General features: G+C 32.8%; 25 protein-coding genes and 1 tRNA gene. 12 read left to right on the top strand and 14 right to left on the bottom strand.

Going from position 1 to position 25,745, the window contains the following annotated elements; genetic code table 11:
• Positions 1-110 precede the first annotated feature (110 nt).
• Positions 111-380 (top strand): hypothetical protein, encoded by a 270-nt coding sequence (locus GN303_RS02140; RefSeq protein WP_110439471.1) that lies wholly within the window; start codon positions 111-113, stop codon positions 378-380.
• Between the two features lie 76 nt (positions 381-456).
• On the opposite strand, the gene GN303_RS02135 is transcribed toward GN303_RS02140, so the two are convergent.
• Together GN303_RS02135 and GN303_RS02130 are read right to left on the bottom strand one after the other, a co-directional pair.
• Complete coding sequence (locus GN303_RS02135) at positions 457-711, bottom strand: hypothetical protein (protein ID WP_110439470.1); 255 nt, start codon at positions 709-711, stop codon at positions 457-459.
• 472 nt (positions 712-1,183) lie between these two features.
• Positions 1,184-2,155 (bottom strand): GlxA family transcriptional regulator, encoded by a 972-nt coding sequence (locus tag GN303_RS02130; RefSeq protein ID WP_110439469.1) that lies wholly within the window; start codon positions 2,153-2,155, stop codon positions 1,184-1,186.
• Between the two features lie 447 nt (positions 2,156-2,602).
• Between GN303_RS02130 and GN303_RS02125 the strand changes: the two genes are divergently transcribed.
• The 4 genes from GN303_RS02125 to GN303_RS02110 all read left to right on the top strand — a co-directional run bounded on the left by GN303_RS02125 (position 2,603) and on the right by GN303_RS02110 (position 7,627).
• The gene (locus tag GN303_RS02125) at positions 2,603-3,391 is read left to right on the top strand and encodes an acid phosphatase (protein WP_110439468.1); all 789 of its coding nucleotides are present in this window, start codon (positions 2,603-2,605) and stop codon (positions 3,389-3,391) included.
• A gap of 152 nt (positions 3,392-3,543) precedes the next feature.
• A complete protein-coding gene (locus tag GN303_RS02120) occupies positions 3,544-3,903 on the top strand; it encodes a hypothetical protein (protein WP_110439467.1) in 360 nt (119 codons plus the stop codon).
• A gap of 221 nt (positions 3,904-4,124) precedes the next feature.
• On the top strand, positions 4,125-5,435 hold the full coding sequence (locus GN303_RS02115; RefSeq protein WP_110439466.1) for an HlyD family efflux transporter periplasmic adaptor subunit: 1,311 nt from the start codon (positions 4,125-4,127) through the stop codon (positions 5,433-5,435).
• Positions 5,432-7,627: a peptidase domain-containing ABC transporter gene (locus GN303_RS02110; protein ID WP_110439465.1), complete on the top strand. Its 2,196-nt coding sequence runs from the start codon at positions 5,432-5,434 to the stop codon at positions 7,625-7,627. The genes GN303_RS02115 and GN303_RS02110 overlap by 4 nt, the downstream gene beginning before the upstream one ends.
• A gap of 241 nt (positions 7,628-7,868) precedes the next feature.
• On the opposite strand, the gene GN303_RS02105 is transcribed toward GN303_RS02110, so the two are convergent.
• Positions 7,869-8,390, bottom strand: coding sequence for a hypothetical protein (locus tag GN303_RS02105; RefSeq protein WP_196424913.1), 522 nt, complete (start codon positions 8,388-8,390; stop codon positions 7,869-7,871).
• A 99-nt stretch (positions 8,391-8,489) separates the two neighbouring features.
• Entirely contained in the window at positions 8,490-9,812 is a 1,323-nt protein-coding gene (locus GN303_RS02100) for an ammonium transporter (RefSeq protein ID WP_110439503.1), read from the bottom strand.
• A 387-nt stretch (positions 9,813-10,199) separates the two neighbouring features.
• Here GN303_RS02100 and cysE point away from each other — a divergent pair, with 387 nt between their 5' ends.
• On the top strand, positions 10,200-11,036 hold the full coding sequence (gene cysE / locus GN303_RS02095) for a serine O-acetyltransferase (protein WP_110439502.1): 837 nt from the start codon (positions 10,200-10,202) through the stop codon (positions 11,034-11,036).
• On the opposite strand, the gene GN303_RS02090 is transcribed toward cysE, so the two are convergent.
• Both GN303_RS02090 and rlmB read right to left on the bottom strand, forming a co-directional pair.
• Positions 11,029-12,165 carry a glycosyltransferase family 61 protein gene (locus tag GN303_RS02090; protein WP_110439464.1) on the bottom strand — a complete coding sequence of 379 codons (1,137 nt, stop codon included), beginning with the start codon at positions 12,163-12,165 and terminating at the stop codon, positions 11,029-11,031. The genes cysE and GN303_RS02090 overlap by 8 nt on opposite strands.
• Before the next feature lie 71 nt (positions 12,166-12,236).
• Positions 12,237-12,989 (bottom strand): 23S rRNA (guanosine(2251)-2'-O)-methyltransferase RlmB, encoded by a 753-nt coding sequence (gene rlmB / locus GN303_RS02085; protein WP_110439463.1) that lies wholly within the window; start codon positions 12,987-12,989, stop codon positions 12,237-12,239.
• 133 nt (positions 12,990-13,122) lie between these two features.
• Here rlmB and GN303_RS02080 point away from each other — a divergent pair.
• Positions 13,123-13,208: transfer RNA gene (locus GN303_RS02080), tRNA-Tyr, on the top strand.
• 216 nt (positions 13,209-13,424) lie between these two features.
• Positions 13,425-13,811, top strand: a complete 387-nt coding sequence (locus tag GN303_RS02075) for a VOC family protein (protein WP_110439462.1) — start codon at positions 13,425-13,427, stop codon at positions 13,809-13,811.
• Between the two features lie 52 nt (positions 13,812-13,863).
• On the opposite strand, the gene GN303_RS02070 is transcribed toward GN303_RS02075, so the two are convergent.
• Entirely contained in the window at positions 13,864-15,144 is a 1,281-nt protein-coding gene (locus GN303_RS02070) for an O-acetylhomoserine aminocarboxypropyltransferase (RefSeq protein WP_110439461.1), read from the bottom strand.
• A 483-nt stretch (positions 15,145-15,627) separates the two neighbouring features.
• On the opposite strand from GN303_RS02070, the gene GN303_RS02065 reads away from it, so the two are divergent.
• A complete protein-coding gene (locus tag GN303_RS02065; protein ID WP_110439460.1) occupies positions 15,628-17,172 on the top strand; it encodes a phosphoenolpyruvate carboxykinase in 1,545 nt (514 codons plus the stop codon).
• Positions 17,173-17,261: 89 nt separating this feature from the next.
• On the opposite strand, the gene GN303_RS02060 is transcribed toward GN303_RS02065, so the two are convergent.
• From GN303_RS02060 to ssb, 4 genes are all read right to left on the bottom strand, one after another.
• On the bottom strand, positions 17,262-18,701 hold the full coding sequence (locus GN303_RS02060; RefSeq protein WP_197037467.1) for a glycoside hydrolase family 32 protein: 1,440 nt from the start codon (positions 18,699-18,701) through the stop codon (positions 17,262-17,264).
• 307 nt (positions 18,702-19,008) lie between these two features.
• Positions 19,009-19,158, bottom strand: coding sequence for a hypothetical protein (locus tag GN303_RS02055; RefSeq protein ID WP_156188443.1), 150 nt, complete (start codon positions 19,156-19,158; stop codon positions 19,009-19,011).
• Positions 19,159-19,588: 430 nt separating this feature from the next.
• Positions 19,589-20,143: a hypothetical protein gene (locus tag GN303_RS02050; RefSeq protein ID WP_110439459.1), complete on the bottom strand. Its 555-nt coding sequence runs from the start codon at positions 20,141-20,143 to the stop codon at positions 19,589-19,591.
• Positions 20,144-20,159: 16 nt separating this feature from the next.
• The gene (ssb, locus tag GN303_RS02045; RefSeq protein WP_110439458.1) at positions 20,160-20,555 is read right to left on the bottom strand and encodes a single-stranded DNA-binding protein; all 396 of its coding nucleotides are present in this window, start codon (positions 20,553-20,555) and stop codon (positions 20,160-20,162) included.
• A 510-nt stretch (positions 20,556-21,065) separates the two neighbouring features.
• Between ssb and GN303_RS02040 the strand changes: the two genes are divergently transcribed.
• The 3 genes from GN303_RS02040 (at position 21,066) to GN303_RS02030 (ending at position 23,064) form a co-directional block, all read left to right on the top strand.
• Positions 21,066-21,584 carry a flavin reductase gene (locus GN303_RS02040; protein WP_110439457.1) on the top strand — a complete coding sequence of 173 codons (519 nt, stop codon included), beginning with the start codon at positions 21,066-21,068 and terminating at the stop codon, positions 21,582-21,584.
• Between the two features lie 253 nt (positions 21,585-21,837).
• Positions 21,838-22,578, top strand: a complete 741-nt coding sequence (locus GN303_RS02035) for a LexA family protein (RefSeq protein WP_110439456.1) — start codon at positions 21,838-21,840, stop codon at positions 22,576-22,578.
• 174 nt (positions 22,579-22,752) lie between these two features.
• Entirely contained in the window at positions 22,753-23,064 is a 312-nt protein-coding gene (locus GN303_RS02030) for a MarR family winged helix-turn-helix transcriptional regulator (protein WP_110439455.1), read from the top strand.
• 349 nt (positions 23,065-23,413) lie between these two features.
• On the opposite strand, the gene GN303_RS02025 is transcribed toward GN303_RS02030, so the two are convergent.
• Genes GN303_RS02025 through GN303_RS02015 form a run of 3 tightly spaced genes read right to left on the bottom strand, consistent with a single transcriptional unit; the run spans position 23,414 to position 25,745 of the window.
• Positions 23,414-24,379: a HesA/MoeB/ThiF family protein gene (locus tag GN303_RS02025; RefSeq protein WP_110439454.1), complete on the bottom strand. Its 966-nt coding sequence runs from the start codon at positions 24,377-24,379 to the stop codon at positions 23,414-23,416.
• On the bottom strand, positions 24,379-24,981 hold the full coding sequence (locus GN303_RS02020; RefSeq protein WP_231504052.1) for a thiamine phosphate synthase: 603 nt from the start codon (positions 24,979-24,981) through the stop codon (positions 24,379-24,381). The genes GN303_RS02025 and GN303_RS02020 overlap by 1 nt, the downstream gene beginning before the upstream one ends.
• The gene (locus GN303_RS02015) at positions 24,981-25,745 is read right to left on the bottom strand and encodes a thiazole synthase (RefSeq protein ID WP_110439452.1); all 765 of its coding nucleotides are present in this window, start codon (positions 25,743-25,745) and stop codon (positions 24,981-24,983) included. The genes GN303_RS02020 and GN303_RS02015 overlap by 1 nt, the downstream gene beginning before the upstream one ends.

Below are 25,745 nucleotides of genomic sequence, written 5' to 3'. Positions count from 1 at the left end.
ATAATCGAAATTATTATCTAACCGAAATTTGATTCATTCAGAAAAAAGTATTATATTAAAAATTACCTTAAGGTTTTGAAGTTATTAATTTTTTATAAAGGTATAGACAAATGAAAATTTTACAAACAAACGAATTGTCAAAAGTTGCTGGCGGTCATGGTCACAATAATAACCATCAACATCATAACAATAATCAACAGCATAATAATCACCACGATAGAGTTATTAACCCTCCTCATAATGATAAAGCTGATGGCTTGGCAAAACTTAATATCATTAAAACCGGATTAGAAAACGGTGATAATTGGGCCACAATCGGAAAAAATATTCACAACTATTTTGCTGAAAAATATAGTTTTGTTGATCATTTTGGCAGATAAGAGCCTTTATGTAACCTTGATAGAATTGCTTCATCAAGGTTACATCATTATTAATTTTAATAATTTTATAATAAAACTATTTTAACGCGACCTTGCCAATAAAGTTTTTTAGTTCCTCTTCAGACATATCTTCTAATGTTTTGATTTGTGTCATTTCTACTTTTGCATCATTCAATTTTGGATGACAATACGGTGCTGTCTTATAGGCAATTTCCAAAGCTGTTTCATATTTTTTTTCCTCCAAAGCTTTGTTCATTATTAAAATCATTATTTCCAATGGCAACTTATGTTTTTTTAAAAATTTAATTTTTCTAGCTCGAGGATTTTCCATAATTATTTGCTTAAAATATTATCTAATAATATCAATTAAATTTTTATAGAATAAAAAAATCATTATTTTAAAATAATGATTAGTAATATTAAACCATGTAATAGAAGTAAAATATTACAAAATTATGAAATAGTTTTTTTCAAATTAACCATTAAATTAATATTAATTTAATATTATTAATTCTTTTTTATATTCCCTTAATTATGAGTTCACATAATTAAGGGAAAACCAGTAATTAAAAGTATTATTAAAAATTATTGTAAAAATATATTAACTAAAAAAAGAATGTGCTTATTAATTTTCTAATAAAATATATTTATAATTTTTTTTAAGTTATTTCAATGATTATTTCGTCACCTCATTAAAATGTTACCTATTGTTATACATCTACTTGACTTTTATTTATATTTAATCAAATTAATTGTTGTTGTACTTAAAACAATTTTACTCTCAACATAATATTAAAAATTTTTTAAACAGTAAAATTCCGACGATAAAGACTGGGAGATAATCCTACTATTTTTGTAAATATCTTCCGAAACGCATTTAAATCTTTATAGCCACATTCAATTCCTATCTCATCAATCAATTTTTTTGAAAATTGTAATAAAAATTGAGCACGGCAAATTCGATGATGTTGAATATATTCTGTAACAGTCATTCCCGTAGCTTTAATAAAACGCCTCTGCAATGTCCGTATTTCCAATCCTGTTACTTTTGATAGCTGTTTCAATGAAATATTCATATTCTTTTGATTAGATATCCATTTTTGTCCCTTAATTATTGGAATATCTCCATGCGTTAAATTAGGTGAAAAAATATTAAAATAACTCTGTGCACGTCTTGCCGGTTGGACCAAAAAAAACCGTGCAACCTCAGCCATCACTATAGAACCGAAAAATTTTTTAACCAATTCCAACCCAAGATCTATCCAAGATAATGAACCTGCCGTCGTAATAATATTTCTTTCCTCAATGACCATAGAATCAAAATCAGTATAGATATTTGGAAACTGGTTTCTAAATTGATGTTTTAACTGCCAATGAGTCGTAACTGTATAACCATCCAATAGTCCAGTCTCTGCCAATAAAAAAATGCCATTACCAATAGAGGCAATTGTACAAGGTTGTTTAAAGGAATGTTTTAAAAAATTAATATGCGTATTATATTTTCTTCCAGATGGAAATTCTTCTGTACAAGGAGGGACAATGATCACAGAAAAATTTAAGTCATTTTTCTTAACAATAAATGAAGGCAGGTTAAAATTTACTGTTGGCTTATCAATTTTTACAATTTTAATTTGAGGTATGGGAAGATTAGTATTCCATTTCTCCTTGACCAACTGATTTGCTACAGAAAAAAAATCAATTAAACCGAAAATGGCTCCTTGTTGAACATTAGGGTACATTAAAAGACCAATATTAATAAGATCTATTTTTTTCATATATCATTATCCATACTGTTTTTATTACATAAGCAAGCGATAAAAACTGTTTAAAATTTTTTACGTAAAATGTATTTGAAGTCTTAAATTTATTAATTTAAATTAAACATCATAAACTAATTGATTATGGTGAGCTTTGAAAATTTTTTATATTAACTATTCCTTAAAAAATATACTGACTAAAATAAAAATATATTATTTATAAAAATAAGTAACGATATTCAACTCTACGAATATTTATTTTAAAAAAACGTTTCCCTTATAATCATTTCAAAACAAAAATATTAATAATATTTAATTTTTATAACAAAGCAATTCATAATTTTAAATACCATACATATTCATCAAAACTATCATGAATAATAAATATAATAAAAACATAAAACATGTGATAAATTTACTTAATCTATTACCTTTAATTTTTTTATGACAAATAAATAGAGACCAATGAATTATAAAAAAACAATTATTTTTACATTATTAATAAATATCCTAATATCCCCCTTAACTGGACAATCCAGCAATTTACAAAAAGATGAAATAAAAAGACTATTTACTAAATCAAAAAAATTACCCTTGCATACTGATCAATTCGCAAATAGTTTGAAACTTTTACCGTCTCCACCAGATAGAAATAGTCAACTATTCGCAATTGATAAAGAAATATATCTCAATACACGCAAACTTATAAACACATCTCGATGGAACCAAGCCATTGAAGAAGCCGCTATTTTTAACGGAACAATCGGAAAGAACTTTTCTAAAACCATCGGTATTGAAATATCCAAGAAAAATACCCCTATCACTCAAGATTTTTTAGAGGATCTGTTAATCATGAGCGGTAATTTTGGAACTGATAAAGCGAAAAAACACTATCAAAGAATTCGTCCCTTTATGTATTATCACACGCACAGCTGCACTCCAGAGGATGAGGAGCTACTTAGCAAAGATGGTTCATACCCCTCAGGTCACGCAGCTTTTGGATGGTCCGCCGCCTTATTTCTATCTGAAATTTTTCCAGATAAACAAGACCAGATATTGAAAGAAGGTTATGAATTCGGACAAAGTCGCGTTATTTGTGGTGCGCACTGGCAAAGCGATGTAGACGCAGGCCGATTGATCGGAGCTGAAGTCGTCGCTCGTTTACATGCAAATCAAGAATTCAGAAAAAAACTTAAAAAAGTTAAACAGGAACTCCTCAAAAAGTCACGGGAAATCCATTTTAATAAAAATTAACAAACTTCTAATAAGAATGCAATTATAGTTTAACTTTTTCAAAGATTAAGTATTATTAATAAAATACAATTGTATATTTGATTTGATATGTTAATAATTTGATGATAGGTTATTGAAATAAATTGTAACCCCTTCTATTCAGGAATATTAAAATGCGAGAAATTACATCACATGAAATCAATAGCGTATCAGGTGGATCTTTTTTGGGTGATATTATTGGGGGCAATATTACACTTCCTGTTTCTTCCGCTTTAATAGGCTCTTTCATAGGCGCTTCAATTGGAGGAATTGTCGATAATCTTTATAGTAGCTTAACAGGAATTAAAACCAACAATGAAGCAAATGCCGGAAGTAAACTTGGCAGTGGTATTGGATCTATTGTTGACGCAGCCAAATCAAAAAATGCCGCCGATATAAGTAGCAATGTTAACAATGCAATTTCTGGGATAGGATTGGGTACAGTTGGAATTATTAATGGAATATCGCAGGGAATTGCTAATCTCTTCCATTAGTTTCAACATACATCAACATACATAATGATATTTTCCTGCAACTAATCATTATAATATTTAAAATAAGTTGTTTTTATCGTGTAAATTGATGCACCTAAAATTAATATAAATATAAAAAATCTTTAGAGAATATATAATATTTCAATCATAAACATTTATGATTGAAATATTATTTCTCAATTTTCTTACAAAATTTATTTAATCTATCAAAATTATTATCCATGAATTCTCTTTTCAGGCATGAAGTTTTAGAAGCAAAACGAGATACATGGTTAGGTCGCGTACAGGATGTACAACCTATTCCTATAAAAATCATCGCGGTTACCTCATTCATTTGTGTCATTATTATCATATTATATACTATTTTCGGTGGTTATACGCGTCGTATACATGCTTCCGGCAGCATTATGCCTACAGAAGGGTTAATCACTATAGGATCAAGAACAAATGGCATTGTTATTGAAAAAAACGTTATAGAGGGCCAATTTGTTCATAAAGGCGATAAATTATTCACGATAAGTCTCGAAAACACCTCTATCAATGGACCCACACAACAATTAACTAATAACTTGTTGAAAAAACAAAAAAATATTCTTGAAAAACAGCTTGCACTCAAAGAAAAGGCCGCTCCCATTGAAAAAAACAATATTAAGGAAACACTCTCTAATCTTTACAAACAGCATGACAAAGTTACCCAGCAAATCGAAAATGACAATCAAATAATCCCCTTGGTCCAACAATCGTTACTGATGATTGAAAAAGCCAAGAAAATGTCTTTGGCAACAAATCAGGAATATCAGAATCAATTATACACATATGCCCAAATTTTAGGTACTCATGCACAGTTCTTACAAAATCAAACTTCGATTGAAGGCCAAATATTAGAAAATGCATCAAAATATCAACTGTACGATAACAATTATCAACGTGATCTCAATGAAATTAAAAAAAGCATAAATGATATTGATCAGAAAATCATACTGGGAGAACGTAATCAAATTATTTTCGTTACAGCCCCCATAAATGGAACAATAACAGCGCTTCGGGGATATATCGGTCAGCAAGTTTCACAAGATTCCGCCTTAACAAGTATAGTTCCAGAAGGTCAAACAATCGAAGCCGAACTTTATATTCCTAGTTCAGCCGTGGGACTTTTAAAGAAAAATAGCAATGTTATCTTACGTTATGCAGCATTTCCATATCAAAAATTTGGTCTATACAACGGGACTGTTACCGAAATTACTTATACACCAGTTACATCGGATATAATGGGTAAAGACAGCAATCCAAATTTAAAAAATGAAATAATTGGTCCCAACAGTAAGATTGATCGTAACTTTTATAGAATTCGGGTAAAACCTGAAAAAAACTTCATTGCAGCTTATCCCAATAAAAAATATTTTTTGCAGCCCGGAATGCAAGTTGAAGCTGATATTGCCGTTGATTATCGTCGCCTTTATCAATGGATGTTCCAACCCATTATTGAGGTTAACGATACTATTAAAACAAGATTAACGAAACCGAACTCATGATTAATACCTTGAAAAGACTAAATTTTGCTTTTCGCCAAACTGTTCCCGTAATTTTGCAAGTGGAAGCTTCCGAATGTGGCTTGGCATGCCTTGCCATGATTATGAGTTATTATGGAAATTATATTGATCTAACAACATTTAGACAAAGAGAATCTATTTCTATCAAAGGAATTACTCTACAGAATATTATTGATATTGCGCAACGGAATAACTTGACAACACGTCCTTTGCGTTTGGAAATGGAAGAACTAAACAAATTACGCTTACCTTGCATTCTTCATTGGAGTTTAAACCATTTTGTCGTGTTAACAGATGTAAAAACCAATGGAATTATGATTAATGATCCCGCCCGTGGAAAACGTAAGGTACTTTGGGGTGAAATCAATAATGAATTTACAGGAGTGGCGCTTGAGATTGCTCCCGACCAAAATTTTACCCGAAAAGATGAGCGCAACAATCTTCATTTACGTGATCTTTTCAGAAAAACAGACGGTCTTAAAACAACCCTGTTTTATCTTTTATTAACTTCTCTTGGGTTGGAAGCTATTTCAATTGTCATGCCTATGGCCTCGCAAGTCATTATTGATGAAGTCATTGTGACTTTGGATAACGGCTTGCTAACAACAATCACAGTTGGAATTGCCATTCTTATTTTGCTGCAAATGCTTATTTCCACAGCCCGAACATGGATGGTCATGCTTTTCAGCACCCGTGTATCTGTTCAATGGAATGCCAGCCTTTTTGAACATTTATCCAAATTACCGCTGGATTATTTCTTGAAAAGACATGTTGGAGATATATTATCCCGTTTCGGTTCATTAGGTATTATTCAACAAACCATTACAACTGATATGGTACAAGCAATCATGGATGGTTTAATGGCAATTGGTATGTTTGTAATGCTAATCATCTATGGTAAATGGCTGGCACTTGTAACATTAATTGCTGTAATCCTTGACGGTATAAGCCGTCTTATGGCTTATCGCCCTTACAAGCAAGCCTCTGAAGAGGGTATTGTCTATAATGCTAAAAAGGATTCACATCTTATTGAAACTTTGAGAGGTATGGCAAGTATCAAGTTACTTGGATTGCGGGAGCGAAGACGTGCACGCTGGTTAAATTTATTGGTTGATGCAATCAATGTCGGATTAAAAACACAACGTTATGACCTTATTTTTGGACGTATAAATGATTCCATCTTCGCTATTGACAGGTTAATAATGTTGGTAATCGGGGCACATTACGTCATGGATAATAAAATGACAGTTGGAATGCTGGTTGCCTTTCTATCTTACAAAGACCAATTCACCGGACGCATAGGCAATCTTATCGGTGCCGCCTTCAAACTAAAAATGCTTTCTATCCAAAGCGATCGTATTTCAGATATAGTCTTAACACCTACAGAAAGTGAAGAAAATGCTATAATATCTATATCGAATAATAACAGATTGACGGAACAACTTCATATTAATGATCAAAACCATCTTGTGTGTAAAAATTTGGGTTTTAGATACTCTCCTGCTGAACCTTGGGTATTTCGTAATATAAACCTGAAAATTCCAAAGGGTAAAAGTATTGCTATTGTAGGCGCATCAGGATGTGGAAAGTCAACAATTTTAAAAACAATGATGGGTTTAACCCATCCAGAGGAAGGTGATATCTACTTTAACGGTCGAAATATATTAAAAGAATCTCTAGACAATTACCGACAAGAAATTGCTGGTGTTTTACAGGATGATGGACTGTTTTCTGGTTCAATTGCAGATAATATTTGCGGGTTTGATGATAAACCTGATCAGGAAAAAATTATTGAATGTGCACAGAAAGCTGCAATTTTACAAGATATAATGGCAATGCCCATGAAATTTGAAACATTTGTTGGTGATATGGGAAGTTCCTTGTCAGGAGGACAAAAACAAAGGGTTATTTTAGCCAGAGCTTTATATCGCCAACCAGCAATCCTATTTTTAGATGAAGCAACCAGCAGTCTGGATGAACCAACAGAAGCCCATATTGCGACAATACTAGATGAAATGAATATAACACGCATTATTGTGGCACACCGGCCTGCAACAGTTGCGCATTGTGATTATGTTATTGTAATGGATGTTGAAAATGCACAATCTGGAAAAATTGAAATTGTTGAAAGACAAGAGCTTATCCACAGACACCAACAGCATAAAACATCATAAACCTTCAATTCAAAAGATAATTCCGGATACGGTTTTTTAAAAGAACATAATTTTATATATTAATCAGTTTGGTCATAATACAATCAGAAAACCAGGAAATTAACCCTGTTACAATTTATTTCAATAATTTAAATATTACCAGATAACCCTAAGTTTCAATTTATCAGTAGGAATATTTTTTATTTAAATATAAAAAGCCTGTTCTAATTAAAAAAACAGGCTTTTATAAACTGTGGAAAAATTATTGTGCTGAACCAGATTTAAAATGTTTCATACAATCACTATAATAACCGCCGCCTTTTTGAATCCATTTCAAATTGCCATTCTTATTATCGGCTTTGTTCGCTTTATATTGATCCAAACAGGTATGCATCCGAGCAGTACCTTCTTTCTCATTTGAATATTTACTATCAACCGCGTTTGGAAAAACTGCATCACCTGCTGCTATACTTGATGCTGTAGCATCTTGTTTAGCTGGAGATTTAGAAGAAGCATTATTCTGGGATGTATCAGATTTTTTCGCATCTTGCTGATGCATTTCATCTTTGACAGATCTTTCATCTTTACAATTAGCTGCCTTGAATTCTCTAAACGTTTTTTCTTTGACGGTTCCAGCTTTTTTAGCTGCCGTAAACTGCTGATGACATTCTTTGGATGTAACAGCATGGACAGCATTATTTACCAGCAAAGAGGTTCCGACAAAAGAGGTAATAGCTAAACCGGCACCTATAACAGGAAAGCGCGCAACTATGGATTTTATCATTTATAATACCCTTACATAAATAAAAGGTTTAATATTCTTAAACCAATAGTATTAAAGCGCTTTTTGTTAAAAATTGTAAACAAAAATAATTGCTAATATTCAATTTATCTGTTCATTATGTAAAACCATATCCAACCCTTGCCTTTCTGAATCTGTATCTACACGCAATCCAATCAAACAATCAATAATTTTCAATAAAACAAATGAAACAAGACTGCTCCAGATTATTGTGACAGCAACTGCCTCAATCTGGGCAATAACAAGATGCAAAGATGCACTAATACCCACTGGATCTGTCTCTGTAGCGGACAATGGACCAAAGGCAAAAACACCGGTTAAAATTGCCCCGATAATTCCCCCCATTCCATGAATACCAAAAGCATCAAGAGAATCATCATATCCCAATTTTCGTTTTAAATAAGAACAACTCCAAAAACAAATCAACCCGCCTAGAAATCCCATTAATAAGGCCGGGCCAGGCATTACAAAACCAGCTGCTGGGGTAATGACTACCAAGCCAGCCACTGCTCCAGATACAATACCAAGTACTGTTGGTTTTTTTCGAATAGTCCATTCAATCAACATCCAGCCAATACCACCAGAAGCGGCAGCAATCTGTGTTACAAGTACCGCCATGGCTGCACGACCATTTGCTCCCAAGGCTGATCCCCCATTAAAACCAAACCACCCAATCCATAATAGGGAAGCGCCCATAACAGCATAACCTACATTATGCGGTGCCAAATCACTTCGACCATACCCTAACCGTTTTCCTGCAACCAGAGCACATATTAAACCCGCAATACCGGCATTAATATGAACAACTGCTCCACCTGCAAAATCAATTGCTCCTAGATTGGCTAACCAGCCTGTCGGATTCCAAACCCAATATGCAACAGGCACGTAGGAAAATAACGCCCATAATATACAAAATATACATAGGGCAGAAAATTTTATACGTTCTGCAACCGATCCAACCAAAATTGCCACAGAAATAATGATAAATGTCATTTGAAACATAACATAAACACTTTGTGGGATAGTCATAATAACAGGATTGTTTCCATTGGCTCCTAATATGAACCCCTTATCAACACCCATGTGATAGTTGCCAAGAATTCCATTCAACATAAATTGTGATAAATTACCAATGAAAGAATTCCCTGTCGTAAATACAAGACTGTATCCCACTGTTATCCATATTAAAGTAACAAGACAACATATAGCAAAAGATTGCATCATTGTTGCAAGAACATTTTTCTTGCGAACCATCCCTGCATAAAATAAGGCCAATCCTGGGATTGTCATTAATAAAACCAACGCACTGCTGATTAACATCCATGCCGTATCACCACTATCCAAAACAGGCATCACTGGCAAAGCCCCTAATGCAGAGTCTGGAATTAATCCAACTATACACATCAGATACAGAAAAATTTTTTGAATATTCAGAAAATTTTTATTTTTACATTTCATTGGAAACTATTCCCGTACAATCCAAGTAAAACCCACTTTATTCTATCAAATCAATAGTTTATGCTTATGATACATAGAATGAAATATTATTGTATAAGTCCTTATTCAACTATTAAACATTGTTAGACAAAGCACAATCCTTTGCAAAAAAATTATGTAAATTTTTCCACATGTAAAAAAAATCTGGTCATTTGAATAAAAATATAGTTTCCTTATATGTCATGTTAACCTAAGTCACATTTCTCCCTAAGGATACTGATAAATTTGCATGAGGGCATGATGAAAAAAAAATTTGGTCAATCTCTTCATCCAATTGCACCTACTCAAAACGCAATGAATGATCCGAATAACCTATTAGCGAGCGGCCCCGACAGCCACGAAATAAACCTTCAAGCCTTGTGGGAAAAAATGGTTCAAGAAAGCAATGGATGTTGTGATCCTTTGTTATCCAGTTTTTTTGATACATGCATTCACAGCCATCATGATTTCAAAACCGCCCTGACTTGTATGATAGGACGCAAATTAGAGGATGCCTCCATCCCCTATCAGGCATTAACTGATTTAATCAAACAAGTGTACAGAACCAATCCGCCTCTCATTTCCATAGCTGCAGCCGATTTGATCGCGGTTATGATGAGAGACGCAGCATGCTCCGATTTAATTACACCATTTCTATTTTTCAAGGGATTCCACTCCATTCAGGCCCATCGCATTTCCCATTGGCTATGGCATAATCAAAGACGCTATCTGGCACTTCATTTACAAAGCCGTATTTCGGAAGTGTTTGGGGTTGATATACATCCTGCCGCCCGTCTGGGACAGCGAATCATGATAGATCACGCCACTTCTGTTATTATTGGGGAAACCGCTGTTGTAGAAGATGACGTTTCAATATTACAAGAAGTTACCCTTGGGGGAACGGGCAAAGATGAAAAAGACCGTCATCCCAAAATCCGTCGGGGAGTCTTAATCGGTGCAGGTGCAAAAGTATTAGGAAATGTGGAAATTGGAGAAGGAGCCAAGATTGGTGCAGGGTCAATTGTTTTAGAAGCAGTCAAACCTTACACAACCGTAGTTGGCAATCCTGCCCGACAAATCGGGGTACGTCATAAAGATTTACCTGGAGTATCAATGGATTTAAGTCTTCCCCCTATTGATTACGTTATTTAACAACTGCATTATCAACAGAACGCATATAAGGTTCAAGTTCATCAAGCCTCTTCATGACAAATGCTACATCAATTGGTTTTTCCCAGGCACTAAGATGATCTGGCGCCCCATGATCAACACCACTGTCAAATTGATCGGCCCAATAACGCAATCCGCTTTGTAAAGACAAGACCAGAAAACATGGATTGATATGATGACTTGGAATCAATTCATAAATCAATGTGTCTTTTTGACAGAAAACGATATTTGATAAACCTGCACCCAACAAACCAACCACAATTTTTGCATAATGAAAAAGCATGATTTGTTCATCTAGACTGTATAATTCAGGATTTAAAATAAAATATCCTCTTTTCTCCAATGCTTCAACAAGCTTTTCCTCGTTAGGTAAATGCCGATTATTCTTATTTACGCGACTAATATATATCTTGTCATATTTCGCTATTGACTGAATAGATACAACAGCATTCTGTTTCATTTTGACATATGCCTGCTCAGAAAGCTTTGAACAGGAATAGCCAAATTTTTGTGAGAGATAATCAAAATAATAAAATTCTGAAAATCTATATTGTTTTTCCTTTTCAATGGGATAACACATGGATAAGTCAAGTCCCAGCAATTCCAAACTGCGTTTACGCCATAACATCAATGGGTAAGGCAAAAGAAATTTGGCTTTTATTCCTGATTGCATTGCCGCATAATAAGCTGGAATGGCATGCATCATCCAATGAAAATAATTGTTTTCCCAATGATCAGAACAACAGAATACAGCTCCCTGATCTCGCGCATCAATCAGTTTATCCAATTGAATGTGGATGGAATTGAGCAAATTTTCCGATAAGTAATAATTACTGTTGGTGATAACCCGGTTTTGTTTGAAATATACCATATGATAAACATCAAGGGTTATATCTTTCAGATGATAACGGTAAATTGTCTCGGCTGGATGTTTCCAGTGCAAAAAAGGATATGATTGATTGTTTGCAAATTCCTGAATATTCTTCCATCGCGGGCTGCCATAACATCCAATCGTTTTTTCAATCTTAACAGTTTCAATAGAATGGTGATTTATACGATTTTGCTGATGAAAAACTAAATCTTTTATTTTTTCACGCGTTGATACAGACAATCTAAACAAGCTGATCTTTACCTTTAATATTGCATAAAAAGAACAATTTTAAATAAACTAACATAAAATTTCTAGATTAAATTAGAATGGATTATTTCGTACAAGGCAATGGCACCCGCAACTGATACGTTTAAACTGTCAATATCCCCGGCCATATATAATGAAACAATTTCATCACAATTTTGACGGACAAGCTGTCGCAGTCCCTTACCTTCGGCACCCAACACCAATGCCACTTTTCTTTTCTTATAATTTTGACCATTTAGAACCTCACCCTGCGCATCCATTCCAAGAACCCAAAAACCTTTTTCCTTTAACTGCTTCATAATACGTGAAAGATTAACCACTTTCATTACCAATACAGAATCAAGAGCACCCGATGCCGCCTTGGCCAAAACCCCGCTTTCTTCTGGGGAATGACGATCCTGCATAATAATTCCAGCTGCCCCAAATGCCATTGCCGAACGTAAAATAGCACCAATATTGCGAGGATCTGTAACTTGATCAAGGATGAGCACGGGTCCATGCCGTTTCACTATATCCTCTAAATCTGGGTCGGGAAGTGGCATAACCTGTAATGCAACGCCCTGATGTACAGCATCCCGACCACAAAACCTATTCAACATCATACGATCAACAATTTCATAAGATATATTTAAAGGCCGTTCCAATTTGGTCATTAAAGTGTCAAATATCTCTTGTGTAGCCAACAAACGATTTTTTTGACGTAATGGATTTTTCAAAGCCGCTTGCACAGCATGCAAACCATACAACCAATATCCACCCTCTTTTTGATGAGAATTAGAAACAGGTTTTTTACTCATATATAATTCAATCTTTTCTATATATTTAAAAATCAAATGATTATAGAGAAAATCAAAAAAATCTACAAAGAAAAGTTAAAAACTCTGTTGACATCTATCAAAAGAACCTGTTATTTGTTTTCCATCTTCCGATGGAGGGGTGCCCGAGTGGCTAAAGGGGGCGGACTGTAAATCCGCTGACGTGCGTCTACGTTGGTTCGAATCCAACCCCCTCCACCACATTAAATAATTGAATTCTCATCTTTTATTTATTTCAAAAAAATCAATTCATCGTTAAATCTTTTTTGTAGTTTTATAAAATTAATCCACCAAAAAACAAAAAATAATAATAAGCGTTTGCAAAACCGTAACGAAAAACAATTTTTACTTGCAAAACAATCCATATTCAAATAATCTCGGTTTCATTTTCGTTATATTTCGAAAGGAATATAAATTATGATTAATTCCATTGATCATATTGTGCTGACAACATACAGGCTTGATGCGTGTATCCATTTTTACACTCAGGTTTTACAATTTTCCCTGCAACATTTTGGACAAGATCGAATAGCTTTTAAATTCGGCAATCAAAAAATCAATGTTCATGAATATGGTAAGGAAATTGAACCAAAAGCACATTTACCCGTACCAGGCTCTTTAGATATCTGTTTTGTTACTCAAGAAAAACCAGCAACAATTCTAGCTCATTTACAAAAATATGGAATTAAACCGCTTGAGGGTCCTGTCAACCGAACAGGGGCACAGGGATCCATTGAATCCATTTATCTACGTGACCCTGATCTGAATTTAATCGAGATTGCACGATATATTGAAAACCCCTGAATCAAACAAGGGGTATTTTTAAAAATCAATAACTCTTACTCTATATTTTATCTTAACTTAGTGCCAAGGCCTGTTCAAGATCCTGAATAATATCATTTACATTTTCGATACCAATCGATAGACGAATCACATCGGGTCCCGCTCCTGCAGCAATTTTTTGTTCATAACTTAATTGACGATGTGTAGTCGATGCAGGATGAATAACTAAGGAACGCGTGTCTCCAATATTAGCCAATAAAGAAAACATTTTTAACGAAGAGACAAACCGAACAGCTGAATCATATCCTCCTTTTATTCCAAAGGTAAATACTGATCCAGCCCCTTTAGGCGCATATTTCTTCTGCAAATCATTATATTTATTATCAGGCAATCCAGCATACGAAACCCACGCAACCTTTTCATGATTAGCCAGATAATGAGCTACCACATTTGCATTGTCACAATGACGCTGCATACGCAAAGGTAAGGTTTCAATTCCCGTTAAGATCAAAAATGCATTAAAAGGAGAAATTGTTGGACCAAAATCACGCATACCCAATACACGCGCAGCAATTGCAAAAGCCGATGAACCTGCCGCATCCGCAATAACCAACTCTGCATAATCATGTCGTGGCTCTGTAATTTTTTTATATTTGTTATCTTTTTTCCAATCAAATTTACCACCATCAACAATAATGCCGCCCATCGAATTTCCATGTCCCCCCATAAATTTAGTCAGGGAATGAATCACGATATCAGCACCATGTGCAAAAGGGCGAACCAGATAAGGCGTCGCCATGGTGTTATCCACAATCAAAGGGATATGATTGGCATAAGCAATTTTTGCAATGGCCTCTATATCAACAATTATACCACCAGGGTTTGCAAAGCTTTCAATAAAAATCGCCTTTGTCCGACCATCAATTGCTTTTTCAAAAGTGGATAAATCGTCAATATCAGCAAAACGAACATGCCAGTCAAATGATTTGAAAGACTGAGTAAACTGGTTAATTGAACCACCATATAATTGACGAGCGGCGATGAAATTATCCCCTGCCTCCATCAGGGTATGAAAGGTTAAAAACTCTGCAGCATGTCCAGAAGCAGTTGCCAATGCTGCACTTCCTCCCTCCAGTGCTGTCACCCGTTCTTCCAATACAGACTGGGTTGGGTTCGTAATCCGACCATAAATATTTCCCGCATCTGTCAAGGCAAAGCGATTGGCTGCCTGATCAACATCTTTAAAAACATAAGCTGTAGTCTGATAAATCGGTGTTATTCTTGCCCCTGTTACTGGATCAGGTGTTGCCCCCGCATGAATAGCCAAGGTTTCAAAATTGGTGTTTTTACTCATTATTTATGATCCGATATAAAAATGAAAAATGATGCCAAATCATCATTTATGATGATTTGTTTTTCGTTAAATTATCTGTTTATCGAAAATTACGAAATAAATGTAATACAATTCAAAAATATCAACAATCATTATTAAATATCGAATCGAATAATCGAAAATTTTTTTAAAAAAATCGATATAATTTCGTAATTATATTCAAATTTTAGTGATAGTAAAATCAGAATAATATTTTTTTAAATAAAAATTGATTTAAACAGATAAAAGGATCTATTTATATCGTTCTTCAATAACCCTTGAATACATTCATATGCTTTTTCCAAAAATAACGATCCTGATCAAGAATTTTAACAATTATAATCATGACAAACCCTTTTTGATAATTTAAATAGATAAATAATAGCATATATGTGATTAAACAACCGACTGCATATAATTCATAATTTTATCTTTAAACCTGATAATGCCGTTGGAAATTATTGAATGAATCACGTTAAACATTATACAGATATTAGCATCGCAGAACTTGTTGAGTTAGCCATTCAACGCAATGAGGGAAAATTGGCCGCTAATGGTGCGTTAACAGTAAAAACGGGCAAACGAACCGGACGGTCCCCGACTGATCGTTTTATTGTTAAAGAAGCCATAACAGAAAATGCGATTAATTGGGGTAAAATTAACCAACCTTATTCCGAAAATAAATTTGACACCTTATGGAAACATGTCGAGGATTATATCAATCGACAAGCATGTTTCATTTCTCATGTTCATGTCGGGTCTGACCAAAATTATTATCTACCCGTCAAAATGATTACCGAAACCGCTTGGCATAACGTGTTTGGAAGATGTCTTTTCATCAATCCTGATATTTATAATCCAAAACAACTATCTGAATGGCAAATTATCAACGCTCCCGGTTTCAAGTGCAATCCTGAACGAGACGGTACCAATTCTGAGGGAACTGTCATCATTAACATTTCTCAAAAAAAAGTTTTACTTGCAGGAATGCCTTATGCTGGGGAAATGAAAAAAGCCATGTTCTCTGTGCAAAATTTTCTTTTGCCTGAGCAAGACGTTTTACCCATGCATTGTGCAGCAAATATTGGCGAAAAAGGTGATGTAACCTTGTTTTTTGGATTGTCAGGAACAGGTAAAACAACACTTTCAGCCGATGAACACCGTTACCTGATTGGAGATGATGAACATGGTTGGGGTGCAGGAACAGTTTTTAATATTGAAGGAGGATGCTATGCAAAATGTATTCATCTTAGTGAAAAAAATGAGCCCGTTATCTGGCGAGCTATCCGTTTTGGAAGTGTTCTTGAAAATGTCGTATTAGATAAAGTGACACGTGAGCCTGATTACAATGATGAACAATTCACTCAGAATACAAGAGCTTGCTACCCTCGTGATTTCATTGTGAAACGGGCAAAAAATAACAAAGGGGGCGAACCTAATGCAATTATCTTTTTGACTTGTGATTTAACTGGCGTCTTGCCACCTATTGCCATTCTAAATCATGAACAAGCTGCATACCATTTTCTTTCTGGATATACCGCATTGGTTGGATCAACGGAAATAGGATCCGGTTCAGGAATCAAATCCACATTTTCAACATGTTTTGGTGCACCTTTTTTTCCACGTCCACCACAAGTCTATGCAGAACTTTTAATCAAACGCATTAAGAATTTTCATTCGCATGTTTATTTGGTTAATACAGGATGGACAGGGGGTGGTTATGGTGTAGGTAAAAGGTTCAAAATTCCAACAACGAGAGCAATTATCCATGCGATACAAAATGACCTTATTAACGAAACAAAAACAGAGCATCTTGAAATTATGAATCTGGATATTCCCACTGCAATACCTAATGTTGAAAATAAAATTCTAAATCCACGCAACTGTTGGAAAGATCCACAAGCTTATGATCAAGCTGCACAAAATTTAGCACAACAATTTATTGATAATTTCAAGAAATTTAACGTCTCTGAAACTATCTATCAAGCAGGACCCAAATTAAAATATTAGATAATAGTTTTTTGATAAATTTTATTTAACATGATGATGAGAAGATAGTTTGAAAAATTATTCTCATCATCAAAATTATAACTTTCAGATTATTTAAAAATTGAATCCAATTTCCATTCTTTTATATTTTTAAAAATTGCGGTTCCTTTCTCAGCAAATAACGTTAACTTTTTTTGGTCAGAAATCGGATAAATCTTGCTAGTTAAACTATATTCACCTTCATTAACAAAAATTTCTATAGAAGAGGCATCAATAAAAATATGTAAGTCTATTCGTAACATTCCCTTTAAAGAAATACTTCGACAGGATTGTAATTCATAATCAGAACTATGTCGGTCAAATATTAACCGCTTCAAAGCTGAATCAACACTAATTCTTCCAGCACTTTCAATATTTAAACCAAAACACCTACATGAACTAGCAGTCAAATCAATCGATAGCTTCAGCTCTTGATATGTTTCATCTAATGAATAAACCTCATTATTTAAAGCAATCAATTCAAAATTTTTATAATCTGTTCTAAGTAATTCCAATTCTACAATTGGTTTACAATATAATTTACCAATCTCATTACATGAAATTTCTCTAGGCAAGGTTAACGCGCCGCTCCAACCCTCGGATTGATTAGGAAGAGGCGCATCCCACATCTCCATCCATCCGACCATAATTCTACGCCCATCAGCAGCTTCAAATGTCTGGGGGGCATAAAAATCATGACCATGATCAATTTCTCTAAATGAAGTTTCAATAGAAAAAGTTCCATTCTTTTCCCATTGACCTATACAATAACCACTTTGATGTAAATTACGGTAATCATATTCCTGAGCAGGCATACCTTGAGGTGAAGTAATTAACACATCTTTATTATTAACACTAAAAAAATCAGGACATTCCCACATATAACCATCTACGCTATCTTTTGCCTGATGTAGGATACATCTAAATTGCCATTCTTTTAAATTATCAGATTGATATAACCTCACTTGACCCAAATCATTTACTTTTGCCCCCACAACCATCCACCATTTTTCCCGAGCTCGCCATACTTTGGGATCTCGAAAATCAACTATACCTTCTGGAGGATATAAAACAGGTCCATGTTTGGTAAAATGAATTCCATCTATACTGGTCGCCATGCATTGAACTTGACAAATTCGTGAATCTTCACCGGTTTTCTCAAAAAATCTATGACCTGTATAAAATAAGGTTAGTATACCATTATTATTTACAGCTGAACCTGAATAACAACCATCCCGATCATATTCCTGATCAGGATATAGAGCAATTGGCATATGCTCCCAATGAACCATATCATCACTGACAACGTGCCCCCAATGCATAGGCCCCCATATAGGTTTATAAGGATAATGTTGAAAGAAAAAATGATATTTCCCGTTAATATAAATTAAACCATTTGGATCATTAATCCAACCATATTGAGCGGCAATATGAAATTTTGGGTAATAATTATCACCCCTTTTCTTCATCGCTTCTTTAACAAAATTATCAGCTGAACTTAAAGATCTCATAATGATTTCCATTCTAAATATGAATGCCAATATTATTTAGTTAAATAGACGATCTAACAAGATTTATCTATAAATCGATAATTCCGTAACAGAAATTTTAAGATTATTTGTATGATATCATAATTTCATTCAAAATTTCTTTACAAAATAAATAAAATAAAATTTTTACGAATTAAGTTGAAAAACTTTATTTTGAACAACCTGCGATCAATTGGTCATGTGAATTATAATAAAATTCTGTATTGCCTACTTCTGTATCTTGCACCATATTTACAATCGAAATCGAAATATCTATTATATTATAATACTATTGAAAATATTGCACATCAGCCAAATCATTATCCTTATAAAAAAATACTTGAATAGATAAAGCTTCAGGATTGGGAATTTTCTCTTCAACTCTAGGGAATGTTTTAATGATAACCTTATCATCATAAAAAGCTCTTGAATTTTGCATTTTACGAATAGTTTTTTTAAATTTTCATTAAAAGCATCTTCCTTATTAATATCCTAGCTTAAACAAGAATTTCTTCCATCCGGATACAAACTATCATTACTAACTATCAGATCCAATTGATGTCCAACCATCAATTTGAAAAAAACATTTTATTTCAGCCCATCCTTTACATGAAGGTTACATTCATCTTGGACAATATATAAACACCAGATGTTTTTCCTACATAGTCAAGATGAGCTCAATATCATTTCGGAAATATATAAAAATATACTTTGACAAGAAATTGAATTAGAGCTTATCCCACGTATGATAATTATATAGATACTTGTAACACGTATCATTATACCTGGGCATAAAAAAGCAGCCTAAAGGCTGCTTAATAAAGAATTATTAAAACTTTTCCATCTGATTAAATTACTAATTATATATGTTATAATTTTATCGTAAAATTATTTTTTTCCAAAGCTTCTTCTAATAAAATAAAAGCTGATAGAACCTGACCCATAGTATAATTCAAATTCAATTTAAGTAATTGGGATATTTCTTTACATTTCATATTTCCCAAAATAATCATATTCAAAATATCAAGATGATAACGCCCAATTTCTTGCCATATAGATAATAATTTACTGTATGCATCATGTTGTGAAGGTATTGGTTCCCAATTTCTGCCACTTATTTTTCCCTCTTTCAACCAATGACTTATACGTGCGTAAATTGAACTGCTCTGTCCGAAAGCTTTTTCACACAAAATGGCATATCGTTCAGCACAATTACGTTGGGTAATACTTATACTACCACGATTCATCATCTCATCATAAACACATTTACGTCGTAATCGTGTAACTTTTTCATTTATATTTTGAGGATCAATACCAACATCAATTATTAGTTTTCCTGAATTATATTGCGCTTCCAGATGATGTTTACGTACAATAAAAGGTAATTTTTTTTTATTAATCCGTTTTTTTATACTTTTTTTCATAAAAGGCCTTCTTTAATTATGATGAAGCCTCTTGATTAATTAATAATTCCTCTTTTATATTATTATCATTCAACAATACTAATATTCCGTTATGAGAGAAAAGAACAATTTCTGCGCTATAATGATTATTTTTCTGTTCATCGTACCATTTCCGAACTCTTAATTGTCCTTCAATGTATAACTGATCCCCTTTTTTGATGACAGTTTCAATTTGTTTAATCAAATTTTTACTAAAAACGACAACTTTAAAATACTCAACTTTGTTAATTTGTTGAGCTGTACGTCGATTTTCCCAGCTATCATTTACCATTAAGACTAAAGTCGCTATGTTATCACCAGATTGAATCATTTTTATTTCTGGATCCTTGGCTAAAATACCAATCAAAACAACTTTATTTATAAAGCCACTCATTTCAGTTCCTATTCATATTAATTCTGCCATTAATGACATATTCTCATAAATTTTATTTAAATTGATGACTGGCTATATATTGTAATTAAACCTTTTATTAATTCTACTACTGTTCCTTTATTCTAATAATAATTAATCCAAATAAAATGTTAATTGTTATTATATATTAAAATTATTTTAGATATATAATACTAAACCATCTTTTAAGAAATAACTGCTTTTCCATATTCATAAATTTTTATTAATATTCATTATTTAAAACAGCACCTTCCTTATCTTTTCAATGAATTAACACTGTTTAAAAAAAAATCAAGCATAAATAATATTTTGATAATTTATTAATTTTTTAATCTATTAACAATCTATTTTTTAAAATTTTTTATGCAATTATATTTATTACACTAACTAAAATTTTAAATGTATATATAATTTAATTTGCCTTTAAATAGATATTTTATTAATTTTTTATAAATGAAATAATTAATTATTGTTTTATATAAAGGATATTAAATGAACTTATCTATTTTAAATCAAGAGCAGAAAAATTTCCGTGATGCTATGTCGCAATTAGCTGCAGGTGTTTGCATTATAACTACCAATGGAAATACAGGTCCACACGGGATTACCGCAACATCAGTTTGTTCCATAACCGACACCCCTCCAACAATATTAGTCTGTATCAATAAAAAAAGTAAAGTAAATCAAATATTTAAAGATAATCAAAATATTTGTATCAATATTCTTTCTTCCAAACATCTGGATGCAGCAAAACATTTTGCCGGAATTACAAAAGTTAGTATGCAAGATAGATTTTTACAAGATGAATGGCAAAAAACTGACAAAAACCCACCATATCTTAAAGATGCATTGGTTTATTTGAAAGGTCAAATAAATGAAATTAAAGAATACGGTACACATTCGCTTTTTTTCACAAATATTAATATAATTAATATTAACAATAAAAACGATAATCTCGTTTATTATGATAGAAATTTTTGCTCAACTTCAAAAATATTAGATATAAAATAAATTATATTAATATCATGAAAGATCATAATTTAGCTTCTATTTGATTCATTCATTAAAAATATTAATATCAATAAGTTATGTTGATCATATCCTATAATTTGAATAATTAAAATTTCTCTATAAAAAATTGCTATCCTTCATCAATTTAAATTGCAATAATGAATAAACGTACGGTATTTTAACCTTTATAATTTATATTCCGGTTAAAATACCACATATAATTAATTAATTAGTATGGTATTATTCTTTAAAAATGAACATAAAAAAGCTTTTATTTAACATTGAAAACATCATAAAAGAAAAAAATATTAGTGAACGCAAGGCATGTATTAATGCTGGTATAAGTCCAGATTTTATTAGAGATATGCGGAGAAATGGTAATTTTCCCAAAGTTGACAAGTTAATCAAGTTAGCAAATTCATTAAATGTCAGTATTGACTATTTTCTGAACGCCCTAAACCCACAATCTTTCCCTCCATCTTTAACTTTAAAAAACCCTTTCATTTCTCTAAAAATAATCTATATCAAAGGAAACATAGAAGCCTCTCAATGGATTCAGAAAGTAGAATGGCCACAATCCGAATGGATTATTTTTCCCATTCCTGAGAATCCGGAATTTAAAAATGCAAAAAGCTTTGCCTTGAATATCAGGGATGAATCAATGAATTTGTTATATCCTAAAGGCTCTATCATCATTGCTGTCAATTTTTCTGATTTAGAAAGAGCCCCTAAAGATGGTGAATGTGTTGTTACCATTCGTTATGATAAATTAACAAATTGTTATGAGCAAACCCTTAAAATAGTTGAAATAAAAGAAAATGGTAAAATTTTTCTCTGGCCTTATAGTAACAATCCTAATTTTACACACCCTATAATTTTACCACGCTCAAATTCTTTTCACTCAAAAAATAATATTACACCATCTGTAACAATTCAAAGTCTTGTCATTGGTTGTTATCATAACACTATACAAAGAATAAAATTACAGAATTAAAAGATTTATTTTTGTTAACGATTCGTTTCATTGCATTTGCGGGATTTTTACCAAAAATTGTTGACGACGGTTTTTTTCCCTATAAAATATAAGCATAACACAAAAAATCATTGTTATATCAATACTTAATTGAAAAACCTTATTTATTTGTTTTCAAAAAGGATATTAATTAAAATGAATCTTTCTTTTCAAATTATTAAAAATTCTGCCAGTAGTCATTTTGCACTTACCGTTCGTCAACTTGCAATCTTATCCTTGGTTTATAACGAAGCGATTGAAGCGAGTGTCGATTATTATTCTAAAACATTAAATCTTTCTAAACCTGCTGTAACCAAGGCAATTAACCGTTTAGAAGAATTAAAACTCGTTAAACGTAAACCAGATACACAAGATGGACGTAAAGTAATCGTTTCATCAACATTAATTGGTCAGAATTATATTCAACAAATTCAAACTATACCCTATTCTATGTATCATGCCTGTTAATCCTTAAACATTTAACTATATAATTTTAAACGCATCTTCTTTATCTTTTATAAAAAAATACATTACCGTAAAATATTTCCCCTTTATACTTAAATAAAATATTTTATAAACGCATATTTAAATCTTAATATTTAATTAATCAAATCTTATATTTAACTGAAAATGATATATTATTATTTATTATTATTAAAAACATTCGATATATTCAAGAATATCATTACAATTATATTTACAAACAATAATCGTTAAATTTGCTGAAAATTTTTGTTAATTGAATTAAAATATAACGTTTTTTGTATTATTAAATTATAATTTATTAGAATTTAATATAAATAATATTTTAAAAAAGTTAATCAGCTATGATACCTAAATTTGTATAACCCTTAAATTGTAACTGATATGCTGCTTTAATAGCTCTTATCCCAGTCTTACAAATAAATACTATTCGTCGATCGATCGGAAAATTACTATTTTCTATATTTTCAGGTTTCATCCGAACAACATGAGAATTAACACTGATTGGAGCTTCAATTTCATCCCGTAATTCAACCAAATAATCATCAACTTTGAGACTGTCCCTATCCAATAATGAAATAATTGTTTTTTGTTCAGGTTCTTCCGCATCATCAAAACAAATCTGACCAACTCTCCAGTTAATGCAATCTATATGAAACAAGTTTCCTAATGTCGGTTTGGAAAGCTTTATTATTATATTTATAGCCATTTCTGCCTGAATAGATCCCATAATCGCAACAACAGGTCCCATTACTCCAATATTATTACAATTATTATTCGAAAACGAAGGTTTTGGAAAAACCGAGCGATAGCTTGGCCCACCACCACAAAAAGCCCCTACATATCCCTGAAATTCCAGAACAGAAGCACTTATAAAAGGAATATTCATTTCATAACATTTGTCAGAAAGAAGATATGTCACCATAAAATTATCAGCCGCATCTATAACCAGATCAATTCCACGCATTGCATCAGAAATATATGAAAAACTTAATTTTTGAGCATAAGCCTCGATATGACACTCTGGATTTTGACGATATAAAATATTCTGCATTACCAAAACTTTATGTTTGCCAAGATCAGATTTAGAGTACATATATTGTCGATGTAAATTAGATACTTCTACAATATCATGGTCATAAACCCTTATAAAACCTATCCCCGCTGCACTAAGTAATGGTAAAACCGTATTACCCAATCCACCACATCCTACAACTAATAGACGGGCCTTTCTTAATCTCTCCTGACCTTCGATACCAACCTCAGATAACATTATCTGTTTTTTAAACTGTTTTTCCATTAATTGATGACCTTTTTAATCTGTCTTTGCCAAGCATTATAACGATTGATTGGATCTGACGCAGTCTTAATATCTGTTACTACTGCCAAACTATCTGCACCCGCTTTCAAAACATAAGGAATCCGTTCAACTGTTAATCCCCCAATAGCAACCAAAGGAATATTTCTTATTCTCTGTTTCCATCTGTTCAGTTTTGATAACCCTTGCGGGTGCCATTTCATTTTCTTCAATACAGTCGGATAAATTGGTCCCAATGCAATATAGTCAGGGTAAAGCTTCAACGCAATTTCCAACTCAGATCTATCATGTGTGGAAATCCCATATTGAATTCCTGCATTTCGTATCCTGTTAAAATCTGCTTTTAATAAATCTTCTTGTCCTAAATGAACAAAATTTATGCCCAATTCTAAAGCCAATTCCCAGTAATCGTTCAAAATCAATCGCGCACCATAACGTTCACAACAGATTTTTGCTTCCATAATATTTTGCCTCAAATCCGGCTGAGACATGTTTTTAATTCGTAATTGAATCAATTTAACCCCAACAGGCAATAATTTTTTAATTAATGAGACAGATTCTGTGACTAAATAAAATTTTTCCATTATAATGATAGATCCGCCAATCCATATGCTGGTGTTGAGGCATAGGCCATATTACGCTTTTCCATTAATCCCGCTTTATATGCTATCCGTCCCGCTAAAATAGCTTTGTTAAAAGCATCTGCCATTAGAATAGGATTTTTTGATTTCGCAATTGCCGTATTTAGTAAAATTGCATCAAAACCTATTTCCATCGCTTGGATTGCTTGACTTGGCGCTCCAATCCCCGCATCAATAATAAGAGGAATATTTTTAAAATATTGACGCATTGTTTTTAAACCTTCAATATTACGCAAACCTTGTCCAGATCCAATCGGTGCCCCCCATGGCATCAAAAGTTGACAACCTGCCTCTAATAACTTTTCACCAACAATTAAATCCTCGGTCGTATAAGGAAAAACCTCAAACCCTTCCTTTGACAAAATCCTGGCAGCTTCAACTGTTGCAAAAGGATCTGGTTGTAAAGTATCCGCATGACCGATAATTTCCAGCTTAATCCAGTTTGTTTCAAAAACTTCACGTGCCATCTGCGCTGTTGTCACGGCCTCTTTCACGGTATGGCATCCTGCCGTGTTTGGCAAAAACCTTTTTTTTGTTTTTGCTATTAACTGACGAAATTCAGAACCTCCCACTCCTTCCCTGCGTAAACTGACAGTTATAATTTCTGCCTCGGAAGCATGAATGGCTTGTATCAAGATATCTGGCGAAGGGTAACCGGCAGTACCCAATAACAATCTTGAATGAAGATTTTGGTTATAAAATTGCAC

It is taken from the genome of Commensalibacter melissae (genome assembly GCF_009734185.1).
Classification (GTDB): Bacteria; Pseudomonadota; Alphaproteobacteria; order Acetobacterales; family Acetobacteraceae; genus Commensalibacter; species Commensalibacter melissae.
This window is presented reverse-complemented; position numbering and strand designations above follow the sequence as displayed.